We start from the raw sequence: 21,554 nt of genomic DNA on the forward strand, positions 1-21,554 counted from the left end.
GGTTTTGTTGTTATGCACTTTGATGATGTCGGGTACGGTATTTATCTATCAGTACTGCAATGATGATCACCGCCCCTTTGATCACCAGTTGCCAGAAGTACGACACGCCCATTAACGTCATGCCGTTGTTCAGCGTGGCGATGATCAGCGCGCCAACCAGCGTGCCGGTGATCGTGCCGATCCCACCGACAAAGCTGGTGCCGCCGAGGATCACCGCCGCGATAGCGTCCAGCTCATACCCCATTCCCAGGTTGCCGTTGGCACTGTACAGCCGTGAGGCGCTCATTACCCCGCCAAGACCAGAGAGCAGGCCGCTCATGCCGTATACAAACAGCAGCACCAGCCATACCTTGATCCCGGTCAGGCGTGCCGCCTGCATGTTGCCGCCCACCGCGTAAATGTGAACTCCCAGCGTGGTGCGGCGCAGAATGAACCAGCACACCGCAATCACCGCCAGGGCGATCACCACCAGCCACGGGATCGGACCGAGGTAGTTATTGCCAATCCATTCAAAACTGATGTTGGAGTTGATCACCGTGGTGCCGTCCGCCAGCAGATAGGCAGCGCCGCGCAGCGCGGTGTAGGTCCCGAGCGTGACGATAAACGGCGGTAGCCCGGCAAACGCCACCAGCGCGCCGTTAAACAACCCCAGCACCATGCCGAGCATCAGCGCGGCGGGAATAGAGAGCATCGCGAACTCAGGGATCAGCGATACCACCATCGCCGCTACCGCCGTGGTGCCCAGAATCGAGCCAACCGACAGGTCAATCCCGCCGGTTAAAATAATAAAAGTCATCCCCGCCGCCAGTACGATGTTGATCGACGCCTGACGGGTAATGTTCAGCAGATTGCTTTCAGTGAAGAAGTTGGGTGCGATAAAGCCAAATACCGCCACGATCAGGATCAGAATCGGCAAAATACCGACCGTTTGCATCAGATCGCTCATCAGCATTTTTTTAGCAGAGGCGGATTTCGCGACCTGCTGCGGATTAGTTGAGTGTGTCATGATTGCACCGCCTGCTGATGAGAGTCGTTCACGCCGGTTGCTAGCCGCATGATGTTTTCCTGGGTAATGTTTTGGCTATGAAGCTCACCGGCTATGCTGCCTTCGCGCATCACGTATACACGATCGCTCATGCCGACGACTTCCGGCAGTTCGCTGGAGATCATCAGGATCGCCACGCCCTTACGCGCCATTTGATTCATGATCCGGTAGATCTCACTTTTCGCCCCCACGTCTACGCCACGCGTCGGCTCATCCAGAATCAAAATGCGCGGGCCAATCGCCACCCAGCGTGAGATCAGCAGCTTTTGCTGATTGCCCCCGGATAAACCACCCGCCCGCACCTGCGCGTGCGGCACGCGGATGTTAAGCAGCGCAATAGCGTCGTCGGATATCGACTGCGCTTTTTTACGATTGAGCATGCCAAAGTTTGCGTCGCGCTCCAGCGTTGCCATGGTGATGTTTTCCTGCGCCGCCAGCTCCAGAAACAGCCCTTGCTCCTTGCGGTTCTCGGTGAGATAGCCGATGCCGTGGTCGATCGCCGCGCGTGGGGAGTGGATAACCACCGGTTCACCGTCGACTTCAATCATCCCGCCCGTCGCTTTGCGTACGCCAAAAATCAGATGCGCCAGCTCGGAGCGCCCTGCGCCGACCAGCCCCGCCAGACCGACGATTTCACCGGATCGTACCTGTAGGCTGCACGGCTGCACTTTTTTACTATCGGTCAGGTGATGCACATTGAGCCGAGGGCTGCCGATCGGGATATCGCGCTCTTTGTTGAACAGATCGCTTAACGGGCGGCCCACCATCATTTTCACCAGTTCCGAGGCGTTGAGTTTGTCGCGGGTCAGGCTGCCGACGTACTGCCCGTCACGCAGCACGCTGACGCGATCGGACAGCTCATACACCTCCGCCATACGATGGCTAATGTAGATAATCGCCATCCCTTCCTCGCGCAGGCGCAGGATCAGTTCAAACAGGCGATGGGTTTCACGCGAGGAGAGGGCGGCGGTGGGTTCGTCCATCACCAAAATACGGCTGTTGCGATGCAGCGCGCGGGCGATTTCCACCTGTTGCTGCTCGGCGATGGTGAGCTTCATCACCAGATCGGTAGACTTAAAATGCGCGCCGAGGCGGTCAATCACCGCCTGAGCCTGCGCTGCCATCTCTTTACGCTGCACCAGCCCGCCACGCGACAGTTCGCTACCCAGGAAGATGTTTTCTGCCACCGTGAGATTGGGTGCGAGCTGCATCTCCTGATAGATAAGCGTAATGCCTGCCTTTAGCGCGTCCTTCGGCCCTTTAATGGTAAACGGCTGCCCGTCGATCAGAATTTCGCCGCTGGAGGCGATATATGCCCCCGCGAGGATTTTCATCAGCGTGCTTTTACCTGCGCCGTTCTCGCCCATTAACGCGTGGATCTCGCCGGGGAAAACCGTCAGATCCACACCCTTCAGCGCATGGAAGTTGCCAAAGGTTTTGGCAATGTTGCGCATCTCTAATACCGGGTGACTGCTCATGGTGGATCTCCTGTGGAGGTCGATATCAGCAGTTCATCACAGGTTGGTAAATGCAAAATGTCAGAAGCCGTTCATATTTGTCATAGTTATGAATAGTTAATGTGGATCACAGTTATGGAGCCAATATGTCCTCTCGCCGCACGCCTTTTTTCGCCAGCGCCCGTGGCCGCCTGCTGATTTTCAATCTGCTGGTGGTGGCGGTGACGTTGATGGTGAGCAGCGTCGCGGTGCTGGGTTTTCGTCATGCCAGCCAGATTCAGGAACAAGTTCAGCAGCAAACGCTAAGCGACATGACCGGCAGCATGAACCTGGCGCGTGACACCGCTAACGTGGCGACGGCGGCGGTGCGGCTATCGCAGGTCGTGGGGGCGCTGGAATATAAAAGCGAGGCGGAAAGGCTAAAACAGACCCAGATGGCTCTGCGTCGTTCTCTGGAACAGTTGGCCGATGCCCCGCTGGCGCAACAGGAGCCAGCGCTGGTGGCGCGAATCATTCGTAGAAGTAATGAGTTACAGCAAAGTGTGAACGGTATGCTTGAGCGCGGACAGCGACGGCATTTAGAACGAAATACGTTGCTCAGCGCGCTCTACCAGACTCAAAGCTATCTGCGTCATTTGCAGGACATTAACCGTCGCTTTGGGGGCAACGTCCCGGACGCGCAGCAGCTTGGCGAAATGGACAGGTTGATCGTCGCTGCCATTGAAACGCCTTCTCCGCGTGCGACTCTCCGTCAACTGGAGGAGGTGACATCCACGCTGCCGCAGACAGCCGCGCAGCCGGTGGTCGATTTTGTCCTGCCGGATTTTAACGCCGAACTGCGCAAACTGTCGCCGCTGTCAAAGCAGCTTGAAGAGAGCGATCTCGCCATCAGCTGGTATATGTTTCATATCAAGGCGCTGGTCGCGATCTTAAACATCGATATTAATCAGTATGTGGAACAGGTGGCTCAGGCCTCGCAGCAGCGCATTGTCCAGAGTCATAAAGAACTGCGCTCCGTCAGCGTTTTCATTAGCATTTTCGCGGTGTTAGCACTGATTATTACCGGCTTTGCTGGCTGGTATATCTATCGCAATTTAGGCTCTAACCTGACGGCGATTTCGAGAGCCATGTCGCGGCTGGCGCACGGTGAGCAAGATGTGTCGGTGCCTGCGCTCCAGCGACGCGATGAGCTGGGCGATCTGGCGCGTTCGTTCAACGTGTTTGCCCGCAACACCGCCTCGCTGGAGCACACCACCCGTCTGCTCAAAGAAAAAACCACGCAAATGGAAATCGATCGGCTCGAACGTCAAGGGCTGGAAGAAGCGCTACTGCACAGCCAAAAAATGAAGGCCGTCGGGCAGTTAACGGGCGGGCTGGCGCATGATTTCAACAACCTGTTGGCCGTCATTATCGGCAGCCTGGAGCTGGTAAACCCCGATTCTCCCGATGCGCCTCGTATCAACCGCGCGCTCAAGGCGGCTGAACGCGGGGCCTTGCTGACCCAGCGTCTGCTGGCATTTTCGCGCAAACAGTCCCTGCATCCCCACGCGGTAGAGATGAAACCGCTACTCGAAAACCTTGATGAGCTGATGCGTCACTCGCTGCCGGCAACCATTACGCTTGAGATCGAAGCGCAGCATCCCGCGTGGCCCGCGTGGATTGACGTGAGCCAGCTGGAAAACGCGATCATCAATCTGGTGATGAACGCGCGAGATGCAATGGAGGGGTTAAGCGGAGTCATCAAAATTCGCACCTGGAACCAGCGCGTGACCCGCAGCGACGGGCGCAGGCAGGATATGGTGGCGCTGGAAGTCGTTGACCACGGGAGCGGCATGTCACAGGAGGTGAAATCACAGGTTTTTGAACCGTTCTTCACCACCAAACAGACCGGCAGCGGCAGCGGGCTTGGGCTATCGATGGTCTATGGTTTTGTGCGTCAGTCCGGCGGGCGCGTTGAAATTGAAAGTGCGCCAGGACAGGGCACCACCGTGCGTTTGCAACTGCCGCGATCGGCACAGATGGCGGTGACACACGCTGAAACGCAAACTGCCGACGAGACGCTTCAAAGCGACAGGCTGGTGCTGGTACTGGAGGATGAAGCCGACGTGCGCCAGACCTTATGCGAACAACTGCATCAGTTGGGCTACCTGACGCTTGAAGCCGAAACCGGCCAACAGGCGTTACGTATGCTGGAGGCATCGCCCGATATTGAGATGTTTATCAGTGATTTAATGCTACCGGGTGATTTAAGCGGGGCAGAAGTCATTCATCACGTTCGGCTTCATTTTCCCCACCTGCCGATCCTGCTGATGAGTGGCCAGGATCTCCGTCCCGCGCAAAACCCGCAACTGCCGGACGTCGAGCTGCTGCGTAAGCCTTTTACCCGCGTACAGCTGGCGCAGGCGCTGCAAAGAATTGCAAAAATAGAATCTTAATTTAGGAATTCATCAAGGGCATCAACGAAACGGGGAGTGCTAATCTGCGCAAAATTTAGCTGATTAGGATATAAAGGGAATTATGCCAGTACTAACGAGAGGGGACTCACATATGATCGTGATGCCTACAACTTACAGCCCAAAAACGGTCGCCCGCTCATTCAATGTTGTTGAAGAGCTTGAGTTATCCGGGCGAGTGTTGCATGTGATTTATGACAGCCAGACACCTCGTGCTGCAATTATTGAAGCCGACATCGAAACGTTTGATGGTGTGCCCCGACACCGCGTTGTGGCCGCTCTTGATTTACAGCGTAAAACCAATTTAGGTAAAGACATCGTTGCTGTTGAACGCTGCTGGGAAGATGCAAATCTCATTCAGGTCGAGGGCGTATGCGTCGATCCTACCGAGCGTGATAAGGGACTGGCGACGCGTCTTTATGAAGCATTAATACTGAAATGCGGCATTACCCTTATCAGCGATTTTGAGCAATATGATGGCGGTAAAATGCTGTGGCAAAAGATTGCTCGTGAGTCCGACCTCATCGCTGTATTCGTGTTAGACACTGAACAAAGTGCTTTCTGGCCTTATGATGGAAGTAAGGTCGTTTACGATGGTGGTTGTATTCCAGAGGAAAAAATCTGGAGTATTTCACCCGATCAAAAATGTCATGGGATTGTTTTAGTCGCGGAAAATAAACAGCGAGCCAGTCAATGGATGGAAAACCCTGCCCGCTCTCGAATTTGAGATTCCTCCGCTACTCCCGTCCTACGCCGTTGATTACCGTAAAGCCAGCCCACCTGCGAGACTGGCTTTATGAAAAAATACGCTTCCACGATGTTGTTCGCTTTGCTGACCGTAACCCCGCTGGTGCATGCCGATATTGTTGATGAAGCCATTGGCAACATCCAGCAGGCGATTAATGACGCCTACAATCCCAGCAGCAACCGCAGCAATAATGACGACGATGAACGCTATGATGAGCGCCGACGAAGCGACAGCCGTCAGTATGACGACCGCCGCCGACAGTTGGAGGAAAAGCGTCGGCGTTTGGATGAGCGTCAACGCCAGCTCGATCAGGACAGACGCCAGTTAGAGGATGATGAGCGGCGGCTGGAAGATGATTACGATCGGTGACAGGTGCGGGCTGGCGCCATTCCCCATGGGGTTGAGAGGAACATGCGGCTCAGTTGGTTGTTCCGTTCACTTCCAGACACGTGCTTCTCTGTGATACCGGGAACGGTGAACGTGCCATGGCGGCTCAATCGCCGCCGCCCTGGCGACCCGGGCTCCCGGCAAGAAAATCGCCGCTACGCGGTCCCCTCTGCTTATTCCTTCAGGCTATCGTGTCGGGCACCAGCCTGCCTCCATGCAGGCTATGCCCTCTCGGCGCATCCCTGCGCCTCGCCACGGCCTTGCGGAAACGCTTCGGCGATTTACAGCCGGAGTATGGCGTCGCTGTAAGCCATTTATTTGATGCAGTAATTTCAATAGCTTTCGATTTGAAAATGACTGGGGATTATTCAATCCACAGGCTGAGGGAGAAAACTAGTCCAGCACCAGCACCATTCCGTCATACCCCGCCTCAAACCCGTCCGGTAGCGGGTTATCCATCATCCACACGTCGAACTGATGGCTGATGTGGGTGAGGATCACCTGCGGACAGCCAATCACCTCGTTTAGCGCTATCACCGTATTCAGGTCGCCATGATTACGCGGCGTTTCTTCGCGGGGTTCATGGCTGCAATCAATCACGATAATGTGCGGCTGGTTATTGATCAGGAACTTGATCGTTTTATCCGGCAGCCCGGCGGTATCCGAGAGCCATGCTACGCGGCTGTGGGCGCTTTCCAGCAGGTAGCCGAAGGTCAGCTTAGAATGGTTGAGCGGCAGCGGCGTCACCCGCAAACCCTGCAACTCGAAGACCACAAAAGGCTCAACGACGTGGCTGAAATCCAGAATGCCGGGGTGCTTAAACAGATCGTCGCAGCCGTCTTCATCCGGTGGACCGTATACCGGGATCGTTGCGCCTACGCCCCAGCGCAGCGGGAACAAGCCCTGCACGTGATCCATATGATAGTGGGTGAGCAAGAATTGCTGAAAGCTGCCCGCGGGCCAATCGTCCATCAGGTGCGGAATACCCGCGTCCAGCAGCGTCACCGCATCGTTGAATTTGACCACCCCGCTACAGGGACCGCGGCGGTATTCTTCCTGTAGACGCGCCCGGCGACACGCCGCGCAGTCGCAGCCAAATACTGGTACCAGCTGCGCGCCACCGGTTCCGGTTAGCGTGATCGTCAGACTCATAACGCACCTCTACAGCGGTTTAGTGAATCGGAAATGGCTCTGCGTGTACCCTTCGCGAACGTAAAAACGGTGCGCATCGACGCGCTTCACGCTGGTCGAAAGCTCGGTCAACTCCGCGCCGACGTTGCGCGCTTCGTTTTCGGCCCAGGCCAGCAGCTGGCTGCCGACCTTCAGGCCACGAGCCTGCGGCAACACCACCAGCTCCTGAATCTCGCCGATCCACCTGGCGTGATGCAGATGAAACTGCATGTGCAGGCCCACCATGCCGACGATGTGTCCGTCCAGTTCAGCCAGCTGATAGTGCATATTGCGGTCCTGAAGATTCGACAAATACCCGGCCTGAAACGCCTGATGGTCGAATTCCGCCTGTTTGAGTTCACAGATTAGCCCGTAAACGGCCTGGGCATCAGCAGGGGTGGCGGCGCGGAGTACGGAGTCAGGCATGGTGCGTTTCCTTCTGTCGGATAAGCGATAAAAAGTTATCGACTGACTTTAGCAAACTTCCGTCGTTATTGAGGAGATGACAATCCGACGGCGTGTAACGCGCGGCGCGTTCCAGTCGTTCATCGATCTCCCGCGCATTTTCACGCCCACGCTGTTGCAGGCGATGGCGCAACACGTCGGGCGAAACCTGTAAACACACCGGCAGTAAAGCTTGTGCATAACGGGCTCGCGCCTGATGGAGATGCGCGCGAGAACCGTTCACCAGCACGTCGAAACCGGCGTGCAGCCACAGGTCGATCTCGATGCCCACGCCGTAGTAAAAACCGTTTGCATGCCAGCTTAATGCCAGCAGGTTTTGCCCGGCGCGAGTAAAGAACTCCTGTTCGCTCAGGGCAATATGGTTTTCACTGCCTGCGTTGGCACAGCGGGTAATGTAACGATGCGCCACTAACAGTCGCGTATGTTCCTGCTGGCGCAGCGCCGTCAGCAGGCTGTCCTTTCCGGAGCCGGACGGCCCCATCAGCCAGATCAGTTTTCCCATCAGAACACCCTTTTTCCCTGACGCCAGACGTGGTCGATATGAACATGCTCGCCCTTGCGATGCACCAGCACCAGATCCGCCCGTTTGCCTTCCGCAATTCTGCCGCGATCGTGCAGCTGTAGCGCGTCCGCTGGATTCTTCGTCACCAGACGAATAGCCTGCGGCAGCGTGAAGGTATTTTCAGCGTCATCCGCCACCCGAAACGCCGCGTCCAGCAGGCTGGCCGGGTAGTAATCGGACGAAAGAATATCCAGCAGGCCCAGCGAGGCGAGACGGCTGGCCGCCACGTTGCCGGAATGCGACCCGTCGCGCACGATGTTCGGCGCGCCCATCAGCACGCTCATGCCGTGCTGGCGCGAGGCCTCAGCCGCGTCGAACGTGGTGGGAAATTCGGCGATCACGCTGCCAAGCTGGTGGGATTCGCGCACATGATCGTGGGTGGCATCGTCGTGGCTGGCGAGCGCGATATTGCGCTCGCGGCACAGTGCAGCAATCGACAGGCGGTTGGGCTGCGACCACTGTGCCGCCAGCGCGAGCTGTTCCTCCTCGTAGCGTGCCATTTCGTCATTGGTCAGAGAATATTTGCCCTGATAGTACTCGCGATACTTCTCGATGTTGGCGAACTGGCGCTGCCCCGGCGAGTGGTCCATCAGCGACACCAGCGAGACCGGCTCGCGCCCGACCAGCTTTTCAAACAGCGGCAGGGTGGTGTGGTGAGGCAGTTCGCAGCGCAGGTGCAGGCGGTGCTCGGCGCGGTTCAGGCCGCGCTTTTGCGTCTCTTCCACGGCGTTGATCATCTTCTCCAGATTCTCCAGACGATCCCCCCCGTCGCGCACATCACCAATCGCCACGGCGTCCAGGACGGTGGTGATGCCGCTGGCGACCATCAGCGCGTCGTGGCTGCTCATCGCCGAATGGGCGGGCCAGTCGACCTTTGGGCGCGGGGTGAAGAATTTATCCAGGTTATCGGTGTGCAGCTCGATCAGGCCCGGCAGCAACCAGCCGCCTTCACCGTCCATCGCTTCCGGCGTTCGGCTTTGGGTTTCAGCATAGGCGCGTATCACGCCGTCCTGGATCTCAATGGAACCGTCGACGACTTCATTTTCTAGCACCAGCTTGACGTTATTAATGATCATGGCGCGACTCCCATCGCATGAAGACGATCCGCCACACGATCGCGGACGGTGGCGTCGTGGAAGATCCCGACGATCGCCGCTCCGCGCGCTTTGGCCTGTTCGATCAGCTCAACGACGGCCGCGCTGTTTTTGCTGTCCAGCGAGGCGGTGGGTTCGTCGAGCAGTAAAATCGGGTAATCGACGATAAAACCGCGGGCGATATTCACCCGCTGCTGCTCGCCGCCGGAAAAAGTCGATGGAGCCAGATGCCACAGGCGTTCCGGCACGTTGAGTCGTGTCAGGAGGTCTGCGGCTTTGACGGCGCAAGTGTCGCGTGGGACGCCCAGATCCAGCAGCGGCTGCATCACGACGTCCAGAGCGGAGATCCGCGGGATCACCCGCAGAAACTGGCTCACCCAGCCGATCGTCGAACGGCGCACTTCCAGCACCTTGCGCGCCGGGGCTTGCACCAGATCAACCCACTCGTCGCCGTGACGAATATGAATGTGGCCTTCGTCCGGCAGGTAGTTGGCGTACAACGAGCGTAATAGTGTCGATTTCCCGCTGCCGGAATGACCATGCAACACAACGCATTCACCCGGCTTAACGTCGAGCGAGGCGTTTTGCAGCACCGGCAGGCGCACGCCGTTTTGCTGGTGGAGCACGAAGGTTTTACTGACGTTTTCTACATGAATCATGTTGGCCTCAGTTCTGCAAAACGGACGACACCAGCAGTTGGGTGTACGGATGGTGCGGATCGTCGAGCACGCGGTCGGTTAAGCCACTTTCCACCACCTGACCGTTCTTCATCACCAGCAGACGGTCGGCCAGCAGGCGCGCGACGCCCAAATCGTGGGTCACAATCACCACCGCCAGATCCAGTTCCACCACCAGGCCGCGAAGCAGGTCGAGCAGCCGCGCCTGTACCGAAACGTCCAGCCCGCCCGTGGGTTCGTCCATAAACACCAGCTTCGGATGGGTGACCAGATTGCGGGCAATTTGCAGACGCTGCTGCATGCCGCCGGAAAAGGTGGTCGGCAGATCGTCGATGCGTGACGCGGGGATTTCTACCTCTTCAAGCCATTGCTGTGCGGTGGCGCGGATATTGCCGTAATGCCGCGCGCCAGTGGCCATCAGCCGTTCGCCAATGTTGCCGCCTGCCGATACCTGTCGGCGCAGGCCGTCCATCGGATGCTGATGCACCACGCCCCATTCGGTGCGCAGCAGGCGGCGGCGCTCGGCTTCGCTCATGGCGTACAGCGACTGGTCCTGATAGCGAATTTCGCCGTGCTGCGGCGTAAGACGCGCGGAGATCGACTTCAAAAGGGTGGTTTTGCCAGAGCCAGATTCGCCGACAATTCCCATGACTTCGCCCGGCCACAGGTCGAACGACACGTCGCTAAAGCCTTTACCTGGCGCATATAAATGGGTGAGATTATTCACCGAAAGCAGCGGATTCATTGGCCGTTCGCCTCGCTCTGTTGGCGGCAGAAATCGGTGTCGGAGCAGACAAACATGCGTTTGCCTGTGTCATCCAACACCACCTCATCGAGATAGCTGTGTTTTGAGCCGCAGATGGCGCACGGCTCGTCCCACTCCTGGACCGTAAACGGGTGATCGTCAAAATCGAGACTCTCGACGCAGGTGTACGGCGGCACGGCGTAGATGCGTTTTTCGCGTCCGGCACCGAAAAGCTGGAGCGCGGGCATCATGTCCATCTTCGGGTTATCGAATTTAGGGATTGGCGACGGGTCCATCACGTAGCGCCCGTTCACCTTCACCGGGTAGGCGTAGGTAGTGGCGATATGGCCGAAGCGGGCGATATCTTCGTACAACTTCACCTGCATCACGCCGTACTCTTCCAGCGCGTGCATAGTGCGGGTTTCGGTTTCGCGCGGCTCAATAAAGCGCAGTGGCTCGGGGATGGGTACCTGGAAAATCAAAATCTGATCTTCGGCCAGCGGTGTTTCCGGGATGCGGTGACGGGTCTGGATAAGCGTGGCGTCTTCGGTTTTTTCGGTGGTGTTCACGCCCGTCACCCGTTTGAAGAAGCTACGAATCGACACGGCGTTGGTGGTATCGTCCGCGCCCTGGTCGATGACCTTCAGCACGTCCGCCTCGCCAATTACGCTGGCAGTGATCTGGATCCCGCCGGTACCCCAGCCGTAGGGCATCGGCATTTCGCGGCCACCAAACGGTACCTGATAGCCGGGGATGGCTACCGCTTTTAAGATGGCGCGGCGGATCATGCGCTTGGTTTGCTCGTCCAGATAAGCAAAGTTGTAGCCGCTGAGATTAGCCATTTTTGCGCTCCCGTTGCAAACGTTTCAGCAGTTCCAGTTCGGCCTGGAAATCGACGTAATGAGGCAGCTTGAGGTGCGAAACAAAGCCTGCTGCCTCGACGTTATCCGCATGCGCCAGCACAAATTCTTCGTCCTGCGCCGGGCCTGCGATATTTTCATCGTAATCCGCTGCCTGGAGCGCGCGGTCAACCAGCGCCATCGCCATCGCTTTACGCTCGCCCATGCCGAACACCAGGCCGTAACCGCGCGTAAAGTGCGGGGCTTCGTTTTCTGGGGCCACAAAGCCGTTAACCATTTCGCACTCGGTGAGCAGCAGTTCGCCGACGTTCACCGCAAAACCCAGCTCTTCGGGCACAATTTCAATCTCGACGTGGCCGCTGCGAATTTCCGCCGCAAAGGGGTGATTACGCCCATAGCCGCGCTGGGTGGAGTAGGCCATCGCCAGCAGATAACCCTCGTCGCCGCGCATGAGCTGTTGCAGGCGTGACGAACGTGAGCACGGGTAGACCGGCGGCGTGCGGGTCACGTCATCGGGCGTGCGGCCAGTGTCCGCTTCGGCTTTTGCCAGCCCCTGATTGGCCAGCAGGCTAAAGACGTGCGGAGCGGCTTCCTGCGCGGTATCCGTGGTTTTCAGGGCCGGAGATTCGCCGTTCGCCAGCAGGGTGAAATCGAGCAGGCGATGGGTGTAGTCGTAGGTTGGGCCAAGCAGTTGACCGCCGGGAATGTCTTTGTAAACGGCGGAGATTCGGCGCTCAAGGCGCATCTCTGCGGTATTTATCGGCTCGCTCACCGCCAGCTTCGCAAGGGTGGTGCGGTAGGCGCGAAGCAGGAAGATGGCTTCGACGTTATCGCCGCTGGCCTGCTTGAGCGCCAGCGCCGCCAGCTCGCGGTCGGCGATGCCGCCTTCGGTCATTACCCGGTCGACGGCGAGATTCAGCTGTTGTTCGATTTGCGCGACGCTCAGCTCGGGAAGCAGGCTGTCGCCACGACGTCTCTGCTCTTGTAGCGCATGGGCGGCGGCTATCGCCTTTTCGCCCCCTTTAACGGCAACGTACATCAGCACACCTCGACATGCGTGGTCCGTGGAATGGCCAGCAGGCGTTCGCCGCAGGTCAGGAGCAGATCAATACCCAGCGGGAACGGATGCGGGCGCTCGGTTAGCTCGTGGATGATGCATTCCGGCAGCTGTGGGGCAACCATGCGCTCGTCGGCGATACCCGCTCCGGTCAGGCGCAGCATACGGCCACCGCTCAGGCTTGCGACCTGCAAAATCAGCGTGGCGCTGGACTCGGGTGCCACGGCGCTGCCTTCGCTCAGGGCGTTAAGCTGCTCGTGGCTAATGTGCTCGTTTGCCACCGCGAATACCGCCTGCTGGGGATGTTCGACCATCGGGGCATTGGTGTGAAAACGCAGGTTCTGGCTGGCGATATCGTTCGCCAGCGCAGCGGATAGCCACACCGGCGTGTCGTTATCGGCCAGCGCCAGGAGCACGCTGGTGGTGGCGACGTTCAGCGGCTGCCAGCCGTGTGTGAGCTGATGCAGGGAGACGATTGCGCCCGGCTCGCTCATGGCTTTGAGCAGACGACGAAAGCTATGTTGGGCATCCTGGACGGGCAGGGTAAAAGCAGGTTTAAGCGTCATGCGTTGTCTCCGCGAACGAGCGTAAAGAAGTCGACCCGGCTGGTATTCACTTCGGCCTGACGCGCGGCAAGGCGTGCGGCGCGGTCGGCTTCCAGCGGAGTAATTAGGGTTTCCATCAGTGTCTGGAAATGAGGTTGTTCCTGTAGCAAGGCGTCAATGACCGCACAGCGTTCGGCGTGTTGTTTATCGCGACCTAGCTGATAGCTGTATCCAAGCGTACCGCTGGCCAGGCGGATGACCGCGCGGGTCAGGGTGGCGTCGCCTGCGAAGAAGCGTTCACCTGTGCCGCCCATCCGCGCCTGGATTTGCACCAGACCGGATTCTGCCGCACGAATCGGTTCGTAAACCGGCGCGAGATTCAACAGGCGCATGCGTTCATGCAGGGCCGCAGGCTGGCTGTGAGCGAGCGCTGACATCCAGCGCTGACGAGTGGAGGTATCGAAGTGCATTCAGTGCTCCATGGTGAATTCGATCATGTCGGCGCGGGTCAGGCTGACGGAATATTCCGTGGCGTTGACCTCGCCATCACGATGGTTAAGGGTGCGCACGCACAGCAGTGGCGCCATGTTCGGGATCTCCAGCACCTTGCTCTCTTTAGCCTGGGCGCGGCGGGCGCTGATGCGGGTCTGGGTGCGTTTCAGGTTGATTCCGGCGGCGTCTGAGAGAAAGTCATGCAGCGAACCGCTGGAAAATCGTTGCAACACTGGCCACAGATTCAGGTCAGAGAAATAGTGGTCTATCTGGCAAACCGCCACGCCGTTCACCCGGCGCAGCGTGCGCAGATGCACCACGTTCTCGCCCTCACGAATGCCGAGCGCATCGGCGATGTGACTGGAGGCCGGGCGCAGTACGGACAGCATTTTTTCGCTGGTCGGATGGCTGCCCTGGTCGAGCAGGTTCTGGCTAAAGCGCGCCTGAGCATTCAGCGGATAGTCGAACGGGCGCATCAGCACCAGGACGCCGACGCCCTGTCGGCGCTGTACCCAGCCGCGCTCCACCAACTGATCGACGGCGCGACGCAGGGTATGACGATTGACCTCGTAGCGGTCGGCAAGCTGTTGCTCGGCGGGCAGATAGTCGCCGCAGCGGTAGTGGGCGCGAAGCTCGACTTCAAGCTTTGCTGCGATCTCTTGCCAGCGGGTAGGGTAACTGGTCGGATGTCTGGATAAGTGCATATCAATCAATGCCTCGCTTCTTAGATGAAGTGCTTACGCAAACGCTGAGAAAGGAAGTCCAACAGGCTGACGGTAATGATGATGAGCACCATCAACGCGCAGGTTTGCTGGAACTGAAAACCACGAATCGCTTCCCACAGGGTGACGCCAATCCCGCCCGCACCCACCATGCCGACCACCGTTGCAGAGCGGACGTTGGACTCAAAACGGTACAGGGAGTAGGAGATAAGCAATGGCATCACCTGGGGGAGCACGCCGTAGAGAATTTCTTCGATTTTATTGGCACCCGTGGCGCGAATCCCTTCCACCGGGCCGGGTTCGATAGCTTCGACCGCTTCTGAAAGTAGCTTGGAGAGCACGCCAGTGGTGTGGATGAACAGCGCCATGACGCCCGCGAAAGGACCCAGACCGACGGCAACGACGAACAGCATCGCGAAGACCATTTCATTGATGGCGCGACAGGCGTCCATCAGGCGGCGCACCGGCTGGTAAACCCACCAGGGAACGATGTTTTCTGCGCTCATCAGGCCAAACGGAATGGAGAGAACGACCGCCAGCGCGGTGCCCCAGACGGCGATTTGCATGGTGACGGCCATTTCGCTGAGGTAATCACGCCACTGGCTAAAATCAGGGGGGAAGAAGTCAGCGGCGAAGGTCGCCATGTTGCCGGAATCTTTGACCAGCATCAGCGGGTCCATTTCCGCACCTTTCCAGGAGATAACGAGTATCGCCAGCAGAATCGCCCAGCTGAGCAGCGAGAACCAGCTTCGCTTCGGGGTTGGGACGGTGATGGTTTGCATGGTAGCTCCGTTGGTTTATGTTCCCCTCACCCTTCCCTCTCCCCATAGGGGAGAGGGGACAGCTCGGTGCGGTTTTTAGAGGGCAGGGTGAGGGGCAAGGTTTTACTGCACCACTTTATTCACGTTAGTCATGGCGCTCAGCGCGGCGGTCAGACGGTCGAGATCTTCCAGCTGCGCCTGAATTTCAGACACTTTGCTGGTCTTCTCTTCGGTGTTCAGACCTTTGTTGTCCTTCACGCCCTGCATTTGTTTGAACAGCGCCAACTGGCGAATGGGCACCAGTTGCAGATCGCTTGAGGCGCGGAACGGTGCCCAGCCCAGACGTTCCAGTACGGTTTTCTCTTCTGGCGTTTTGCCGTAGTTCATAAAGAAGTCGTACACCTTGTCCTTGGTGCTTTCGGAGAGGTTTTTACGCCACACGATGGGATCGCCTGGGATTAACGGAGACTTCCAGATAACCTTCAGCTCTTTCAGTTTGTCCGGTGCAGAAGTCTTCAGCTTGTCGAGGTTTTCAGTGTTATTGGTGGCGACGTCGACCTGCTTATTTGCCACGGCCAGGGCGTTGGTTTCGTGCCCCGCGTTAACGGTGCGCTTGAATTCACTGGCAGAGGCGTTGTTTTTGGCGAAAACGTAGTAACCGGGGACCAGGAAGCCAGAGGTCGAGTTAGGGTCACCGTTGCCGAAGGTCAGCTCTTTGCGTTTGGCGAGCATGTCGTTGAGGTTATTGATTGGGCTGTCTTTATTAACGATCAGCACGCTCCAGTAACCCGGAGAACCATCTGCCGCGACCGTCTGAGCAAACACCTGGCCGTTGGCGCGGTCTACCGCTTCCATGGCTGAAAGGTTGCCGTACCAGGCAATATCGACTTTGTTAAAGCGCATTCCCTGGATGATGCCCGCGTAGTCCGGAGCGAAGAAGGCGTTCACTTTGATACCCAGCCTGGTTTCCATATCTTTCAGGAACGGTTCCCACTGGGGTTTCAGGTTTTGCTGTGATTCGGTCGAAATAATGCCAAAGTTCAGCGCTTTTTCCTGTTCTTCCGCGTACGCCGGGCTTAACAGAGTGCTGATGCTGAACATGCTGGTGAAGGCCAGCGCGGCAACGGCTTTGTAGCTCATGTACTTTCCTCGGATCGGGTTTAATTAAGCAGCCTGCGCGTTCTCATCGACGCGATTAATGCTGCGATAGAGATGGTCAAAGCGTTCGTTGTCAAATGCCTGGCTTGTGCCGTCGTAAAACACGTGACCCTGGCGCAGCGCGACGATGCGTTCGCAGTAGCGCAGGGCGTAATCGACCTGGTGCAGTGTGACGACCACGGTGATGCCGTCGTTCTGGTTAATATCGCGCAGGGTTTCCATCACGATGCGGGCAGATTCCGGGTCCAGCGAAGCAATCGGCTCATCGGCCAGAATCACTTTCGCCTTTTGCATCAGCGCGCGGGCAATGGCGACGCGCTGCTGTTGTCCGCCGGACAGGGTAGAGACGCGCTGGTGGGCGAAATGCGCCATACCCACGCGGGTCAGCGCCTGGAGCGCTTGTTGTTTTTGAGACGGTGAGAACCAGCGCAAACAAGTGCGCCAGAAAGGAGTGCTACCAAGCGCGCCAATCAGCACGTTTTCCAGCACTGACAGGCGGTTCACGAGGTTGAACTGCTGGAAGATGCAGCCTGTCTGCGCGCGGCTTTGCCGAATATCGCCCGCCAGGCGGCCCGCACGCTGCACGGTTTTCCCCAGCAGCTCAACGTGGCTCTCCGGCGTTTTATCCCCGGTGATGAGGCCGCTCAAATGGCGCAGAAGCGTGGATTTTCCTGAACCGGAAGGCCCAAGCAGCGCCACCATTTCACCTTTTTCGACGGTCAGATCAACGGCATGCAGGGCCTTATTGTGATGAAAGGACTTGCTCAGTTTCTCGACGCGGATGACAGTTTGCATGTGCTGGCCTCACGATAAATGTGGCCTCATGCTGGCGGATTAATGTGACATTTTGGTTAAGTATTGGTTGCGGGAGTTTGAAGAGTTGAGGTGAGTGTGATGACAGGAAGCGCGGGGAGCGGCCCGGCAAGCTTTCGCCGCCGGGCGGGCGAATCAGTTCTTTTTCACGAACTCAGATTTGAGTTTCATTGGACCGAAGCCGTCAATTTTGCAGTCAATATTATGATCGCCTTCAACCAGGCGAATATTCTTCACTTTCGTGCCGATTTTCAGCATTGAAGAACTGCCTTTAACTTTCAGGTCTTTAACAACGGTGACGCTATCGCCATCGACCAGCAAATTACCGTTGGCATCTTTTACGATCAACGTATCGCTGTCTTGAGAAGGCTCGGCATCGTTCCATTCATGGGCGCATTCCGGGCAGATGAACATCCCGTTATCTTCGTAGGTGTATTCAGAATTGCATTTAGGGCAGTGCGGGAGTGACATATCTATATCCTCAAAAAAGGGCTAACGGAGCTGGAAAGCGCCAGCCAAAAGACGGCAGATTGCCGAAAAAGGCGTCAAGTATAGCGTAAATCCCCACTTTTGTCGGTGGCATTGTTTTTTTTCAGAATACATAAAAAAAGTGATTGTGGTGACAATTCTTGTCAGTCAGTTAAGCGATGCTTACAGCACGCGTAGGAGATAAACAATGAAACGAAATATATCGCATATTGTATTGCGTAAATTGCCAGGTTCAGACATTTCGGATAAGGTGAGGCGAGCAAATGTTATATATCAATGGCACCCAGCATTGCCGACCCTACTTTGGCAAACGGGAATTACCTCTCTTTTTAGGTGGGTAAATTATTTAGATACTTTCTTTAGCTTCATAAAAAATGGTCTACGCTCTTTATCTTTCGGCTTTTCTTGCTGAAAAGAGTGTACGGCCGCTTTACGCTGCGAAAAGAATATATTCTGTATTGCCATCAGGCATTTATATTTGTTGAACATATTTTCCACGCTTAATCATAAAAGCCGAAATTTCATTATTAAAACTATCTGGCTTAATAAAAGTAATAAATTTGCGTTAAGGAAAGACTTTTATCATGCATACACAGACAATATTTGAATTGAGCCAGGAAGCCGAAAGGTTGCTGCAACTTGCTTTGCAAAACCTTGATGCATTGAAATCAATACCTATCGCAATGTTGGATAGCACTACAGCGGCCATAACAGGGGAAAGCAACAATGTGCTTCCTTTGCATTTTAGCTCGCGTGGTGTTGACGCTCAGCTTTCAATGCTGAATAACGAATTACGCAAGATAACCCGTCTTGAAATGGTACTGGCTATTGTCGGGACCATGAAAGCGGGTAAATCGACCACGATTAACGCGATTGTCGGAACGGAGGTTCTGCCAAATCGTAATCGACCGATGACCGCGCTGCCCACCATGATCCGCCATACGCCGGGCCAGAAGGAACCGGTCCTGCATTTCGCCCACGTTGCGCCTATCGACACGCTGATAAAGCTATTGCAGGTGAAACTGTGTAATCACGATCGCGGTAAACTGACCCAACGTCTTGAGATCGATAAAGACATGAACGCGCTGTTAGGGCGAATTGAACAAGGCGAAGCGTTTGAAAAACATTATCTTGGCGCTCAGCCAATTTTTCAGTGCCTGAAAAACCTCAACGACCTGGTACGACTTTCTCAGGCGCTGGGCGTTGATTTCCCGTTCTCTGAATATGCGGCAGTTGAACATATTCCGGTGATTGAGGTGGAGTTTGTTCATCTTGCGGGGCTGGATTCTCATTTAGGGCAGTTGACGCTGCTGGATACGCCGGGGCCGAATGAAGCCGGCCAGCCGCATCTGCAAAAGATGCTGAATGAACAACTGGCTCGCTCATCGGCGGTGCTGGCGGTGATGGATTATACCCAGCTTAAATCGATCTCGGATGAAGAGGTCCGCCAGGCGATTTCCGCCGTGGGTAAATCGGTGCCGCTATACGCGTTGGTTAATAAGTTCGATCAAAAAGACCGTAATAGCGACGATGAAGAACAAGTTAAGGCGATGATTTCCGGCACGCTGATGAAGGGCAATATTTCGCCTGGGCAAATTTACCCGGTCTCATCAATGTGGGCCTACCTGGCGAACCGCGCGCGCAATGAATTAACCGTAAACGGAAAACTCCCTGACCATCAGGAGCAACGCTGGGTTCAGGATTTTGCGGAAGCCGCACTTGGGCGTCGGTGGCGCACGGCCGATTTAGAAGACGTGGAACATATTCGTCATGCGGCCGATCTGCTGTGGGAAGATTCGCTGTTTGAGCAACCGATTCGCAAGCTTATCTACGCGGCTTACGCTAACGCGTCGCTTTATGCTCTGCGTTCGGCGTCGCATAAGTTGCTCAACTACGCGCAAAACGCGCGTGAATATCTCGATTTCCGCTATCAGGGGCTGACCGTCGCCTTTGAAGAACTGCAGGTGAATATCGCGCGTCTGGAAGAGGATATGGCGCTGTTACAGATGCGTCAGGAAGTGGTGAATGATGAAGTCGGGCATGAAGTCGAGCAGGCGCTCGATGCGTCGAATGCCTTTATTCATCAGCAGAAAAATTCCATCAAACAGGCAATAAGCCATGTCTTTAGCAGTGACAATATTCTGGATTTAGCCGGCATCAGCCAGATGAATTTGCGCAAGGATTCGCAGATTGAAATGGGACAACTGGTGCTGGAAGATGAAGGGCAGGCGCAAATTGTGCTCAGTAAAATTCGCTCCTCTTGCGAGCTGATCGTGCTGGATGCGCAGGGTAAAATCAGCCGTGAGCTGGCGTTGCGTTTCGACCAGCTTGAATCAACCCTTGCGCGTTCGCTCAACGAAGCCATGCGCCCGATTGAAAAACGGATAAAAGAAGAGTTAAGCCATGCTGGTTTTCGCGCTCGAATTAGCTTCCCGGCATTCCAGGCAAGCCAGCTGAACTTTAATACTCGCGTGTTATTTAACGATGCGATTGCGATGGAAAATCGCCCGGCAGGTGAGATGTCAGGGGCCAGCAGCGTGCGCGAAACGGTGTCACGCTGGCTGAACAATCCGGGCTGGGGCTGGGAAGATTGTGTGGTGACGCGAACCCGCTACGTGATTGATGTCGGACAGCTTCACGAACGGTTTAAGCAACATATTGATCATTTTTGTGAACAAATCTGTAAAGCTTTGGCGGCGCAGGTCGATGTCTCTGTTACGGCAGGTATGGCAACGTTCTTTGCAGAATTCTCATTATGCCTGACCGGGTTACAGGAAAGCTTGCGTGATAGCCTCGCAGTGCGACAGCAAAATGAGCATTCCACACGAGCGCTTAGCCAGCTGTTGCAGCAAAGTATTACCACTGCGACGTGGATTCAGGAAGATACCCGACTGTTACGCGATGATGTTCAAACCCTTTTCGCGACAGAGCAAACATGACAACACAACTACTGGACGGTCCCGGGCGGACGCTAGAGTGTATTCATCCCAAATTTATGGTCGATTTGGTGCATGGGGTGGACGCGACGCGTCACACCCTTTTAGTGCCTCAACAGCAGCAATTTCGTGAGCGTTTAACCCAGGAAATCATGACTCAGACCAGGCTTCGGCCCTGGGCGATAACGGGAATGTTCAGCGAAAATGCTGCCCTCAAGCTAGGGCTGGCGGAGAAACTGGCCGGAATGTTCGATCCGGGCCACCTTGCCCTAACCCGCATGACCGATAAACTCACCTCACTGCGCCAGCAGGTCAATCGCCCAGGGCAGCACACGCCGGGGCTGATGCAGCAATACGACGATCTTTCTGCTCATTTTTGCCAGCGCGCGGCGTATAAAGAAAAAGCCTTGTCGCAGCGTGGGTTAACGGTGCAGGCTGGCGAACACAGCGAGCAAATTTTTACCCGCTGGCACGCAGGGCAGTACGACGGCTGGTCGCTGGCAGGACGGTGCTATATCGCCCTGGAAGAGCTGCGCTGGGGCGCGTTTGGTGATGCGTGTCGTCTGGCAAATGAAGACGTTGCCGCCATGCTGAAAGATAACCTGCGTAGCCTTGCGGCGAATTATCTTGCTCAGGGAATTAATGCCTCTCCGACAACGCGTCATTTCTATCATCAATGGCTGACGACCCCCGTCACGACCCGATTAATGGATCACAAAGATATGTTGGGCTGGCTGGGAGACTGGTGTCATCCAGAACGTCATCCGGTGAGCTGGTCGGTGACGCAGAGCTGGCAAACGGTGGCGCTGGGTATGCCGAGGTTGTGTTCGGCGAAACGTCTGGCAGATGCCATGGTCGGTGAGATGTTTAACGAGTCGTAAAAGCAAAACCCTCTCTGATGAGAGGGTTGTGAAGAAG

The 21,554-nt window shown here is 56.3% G+C and carries 22 protein-coding genes; 5 read left to right on the forward strand and 17 right to left on the reverse strand.

Annotated features, from left to right (window positions below; all coding sequences use genetic code 11):
- Positions 1-10: 10 nt before the first annotated feature.
- Both AC6EMZ_RS19430 and AC6EMZ_RS19435 read right to left on the reverse strand, forming a co-directional pair.
- Entirely contained in the window at positions 11-1,006 is a 996-nt protein-coding gene (locus AC6EMZ_RS19430; protein ID WP_498404393.1) for an ABC transporter permease subunit, read from the reverse strand.
- The gene (locus AC6EMZ_RS19435; protein ID WP_498404394.1) at positions 1,003-2,523 is read right to left on the reverse strand and encodes a sugar ABC transporter ATP-binding protein; all 1,521 of its coding nucleotides are present in this window, start codon (positions 2,521-2,523) and stop codon (positions 1,003-1,005) included. Before AC6EMZ_RS19435 ends, AC6EMZ_RS19430 begins: the two co-directional genes overlap by 4 nt.
- 125 nt (positions 2,524-2,648) lie before the next feature.
- On the opposite strand from AC6EMZ_RS19435, the gene AC6EMZ_RS19440 reads away from it, so the two are divergent.
- The 3 genes from AC6EMZ_RS19440 to yjdP all read left to right on the forward strand — a co-directional run bounded on the left by AC6EMZ_RS19440 (position 2,649) and on the right by yjdP (position 6,072).
- Entirely contained in the window at positions 2,649-4,937 is a 2,289-nt protein-coding gene (locus AC6EMZ_RS19440) for an ATP-binding protein (RefSeq protein WP_498404395.1), read from the forward strand.
- A gap of 112 nt (positions 4,938-5,049) precedes the next feature.
- A complete protein-coding gene (locus tag AC6EMZ_RS19445) occupies positions 5,050-5,682 on the forward strand; it encodes a GNAT family N-acetyltransferase (protein ID WP_498404396.1) in 633 nt (210 codons plus the stop codon).
- A gap of 69 nt (positions 5,683-5,751) precedes the next feature.
- The gene (gene yjdP, locus AC6EMZ_RS19450; RefSeq protein WP_498404397.1) at positions 5,752-6,072 is read left to right on the forward strand and encodes a DDRRRQL repeat protein YjdP; all 321 of its coding nucleotides are present in this window, start codon (positions 5,752-5,754) and stop codon (positions 6,070-6,072) included.
- A 411-nt stretch (positions 6,073-6,483) separates the two neighbouring features.
- Here yjdP and phnP read toward each other — a convergent pair whose 3' ends face one another.
- From phnP to AC6EMZ_RS19525, 15 genes are all read right to left on the reverse strand, one after another.
- Positions 6,484-7,242, reverse strand: coding sequence for a phosphonate metabolism protein PhnP (phnP, locus tag AC6EMZ_RS19455; RefSeq protein ID WP_498404398.1), 759 nt, complete (start codon positions 7,240-7,242; stop codon positions 6,484-6,486).
- A 9-nt stretch (positions 7,243-7,251) separates the two neighbouring features.
- Positions 7,252-7,686: an aminoalkylphosphonate N-acetyltransferase gene (gene phnO, locus AC6EMZ_RS19460; RefSeq protein WP_498404399.1), complete on the reverse strand. Its 435-nt coding sequence runs from the start codon at positions 7,684-7,686 to the stop codon at positions 7,252-7,254.
- On the reverse strand, positions 7,679-8,230 hold the full coding sequence (gene phnN, locus AC6EMZ_RS19465) for a ribose 1,5-bisphosphokinase (protein ID WP_498404482.1): 552 nt from the start codon (positions 8,228-8,230) through the stop codon (positions 7,679-7,681). Before phnN ends, phnO begins: the two co-directional genes overlap by 8 nt.
- Entirely contained in the window at positions 8,227-9,363 is a 1,137-nt protein-coding gene (gene phnM, locus AC6EMZ_RS19470) for an alpha-D-ribose 1-methylphosphonate 5-triphosphate diphosphatase (RefSeq protein ID WP_498404400.1), read from the reverse strand. The genes phnN and phnM overlap by 4 nt, the downstream gene beginning before the upstream one ends.
- Positions 9,360-10,040: a phosphonate C-P lyase system protein PhnL gene (gene phnL, locus AC6EMZ_RS19475; protein WP_498404401.1), complete on the reverse strand. Its 681-nt coding sequence runs from the start codon at positions 10,038-10,040 to the stop codon at positions 9,360-9,362. The genes phnM and phnL overlap by 4 nt, the downstream gene beginning before the upstream one ends.
- A 7-nt stretch (positions 10,041-10,047) precedes the next feature.
- On the reverse strand, positions 10,048-10,803 hold the full coding sequence (gene phnK / locus AC6EMZ_RS19480; RefSeq protein ID WP_498404402.1) for a phosphonate C-P lyase system protein PhnK: 756 nt from the start codon (positions 10,801-10,803) through the stop codon (positions 10,048-10,050).
- Positions 10,800-11,645 carry an alpha-D-ribose 1-methylphosphonate 5-phosphate C-P-lyase PhnJ gene (locus AC6EMZ_RS19485; protein ID WP_498404403.1) on the reverse strand — a complete coding sequence of 282 codons (846 nt, stop codon included), beginning with the start codon at positions 11,643-11,645 and terminating at the stop codon, positions 10,800-10,802. The genes phnK and AC6EMZ_RS19485 overlap by 4 nt, the downstream gene beginning before the upstream one ends.
- On the reverse strand, positions 11,638-12,702 hold the full coding sequence (locus AC6EMZ_RS19490; RefSeq protein WP_498404404.1) for a carbon-phosphorus lyase complex subunit: 1,065 nt from the start codon (positions 12,700-12,702) through the stop codon (positions 11,638-11,640). The genes AC6EMZ_RS19485 and AC6EMZ_RS19490 overlap by 8 nt, the downstream gene beginning before the upstream one ends.
- The gene (gene phnH, locus AC6EMZ_RS19495; RefSeq protein ID WP_498404405.1) at positions 12,702-13,286 is read right to left on the reverse strand and encodes a phosphonate C-P lyase system protein PhnH; all 585 of its coding nucleotides are present in this window, start codon (positions 13,284-13,286) and stop codon (positions 12,702-12,704) included. Before phnH ends, AC6EMZ_RS19490 begins: the two co-directional genes overlap by 1 nt.
- Positions 13,283-13,735, reverse strand: coding sequence for a phosphonate C-P lyase system protein PhnG (phnG, locus tag AC6EMZ_RS19500; RefSeq protein ID WP_498404406.1), 453 nt, complete (start codon positions 13,733-13,735; stop codon positions 13,283-13,285). The genes phnH and phnG overlap by 4 nt, the downstream gene beginning before the upstream one ends.
- Positions 13,736-14,461, reverse strand: coding sequence for a phosphonate metabolism transcriptional regulator PhnF (phnF, locus tag AC6EMZ_RS19505; RefSeq protein WP_498404407.1), 726 nt, complete (start codon positions 14,459-14,461; stop codon positions 13,736-13,738).
- A gap of 20 nt (positions 14,462-14,481) precedes the next feature.
- On the reverse strand, positions 14,482-15,261 hold the full coding sequence (gene phnE / locus AC6EMZ_RS19510; RefSeq protein ID WP_498404408.1) for a phosphonate ABC transporter, permease protein PhnE: 780 nt from the start codon (positions 15,259-15,261) through the stop codon (positions 14,482-14,484).
- A 102-nt stretch (positions 15,262-15,363) separates the two neighbouring features.
- Entirely contained in the window at positions 15,364-16,380 is a 1,017-nt protein-coding gene (gene phnD, locus AC6EMZ_RS19515) for a phosphonate ABC transporter substrate-binding protein (protein WP_498404409.1), read from the reverse strand.
- A 24-nt stretch (positions 16,381-16,404) separates the two neighbouring features.
- A complete protein-coding gene (phnC, locus tag AC6EMZ_RS19520; protein ID WP_498404410.1) occupies positions 16,405-17,193 on the reverse strand; it encodes a phosphonate ABC transporter ATP-binding protein in 789 nt (262 codons plus the stop codon).
- A 153-nt stretch (positions 17,194-17,346) separates the two neighbouring features.
- Entirely contained in the window at positions 17,347-17,682 is a 336-nt protein-coding gene (locus AC6EMZ_RS19525) for a zinc ribbon domain-containing protein YjdM (protein WP_498404411.1), read from the reverse strand.
- Positions 17,683-18,284: 602 nt separating this feature from the next.
- Here AC6EMZ_RS19525 and crfC point away from each other — a divergent pair.
- Together crfC and AC6EMZ_RS19535 are read left to right on the forward strand one after the other, a co-directional pair.
- A complete protein-coding gene (crfC, locus tag AC6EMZ_RS19530) occupies positions 18,285-20,639 on the forward strand; it encodes a clamp-binding protein CrfC (RefSeq protein WP_498404412.1) in 2,355 nt (784 codons plus the stop codon).
- Positions 20,636-21,517: a diguanylate cyclase regulator RdcB family protein gene (locus AC6EMZ_RS19535; RefSeq protein ID WP_498404413.1), complete on the forward strand. Its 882-nt coding sequence runs from the start codon at positions 20,636-20,638 to the stop codon at positions 21,515-21,517. Before crfC ends, AC6EMZ_RS19535 begins: the two co-directional genes overlap by 4 nt.
- The last annotated feature ends 37 nt before the right edge of the window (positions 21,518-21,554 follow it).

The organism is Enterobacter sp. SCRI0065, from assembly GCF_059766475.1.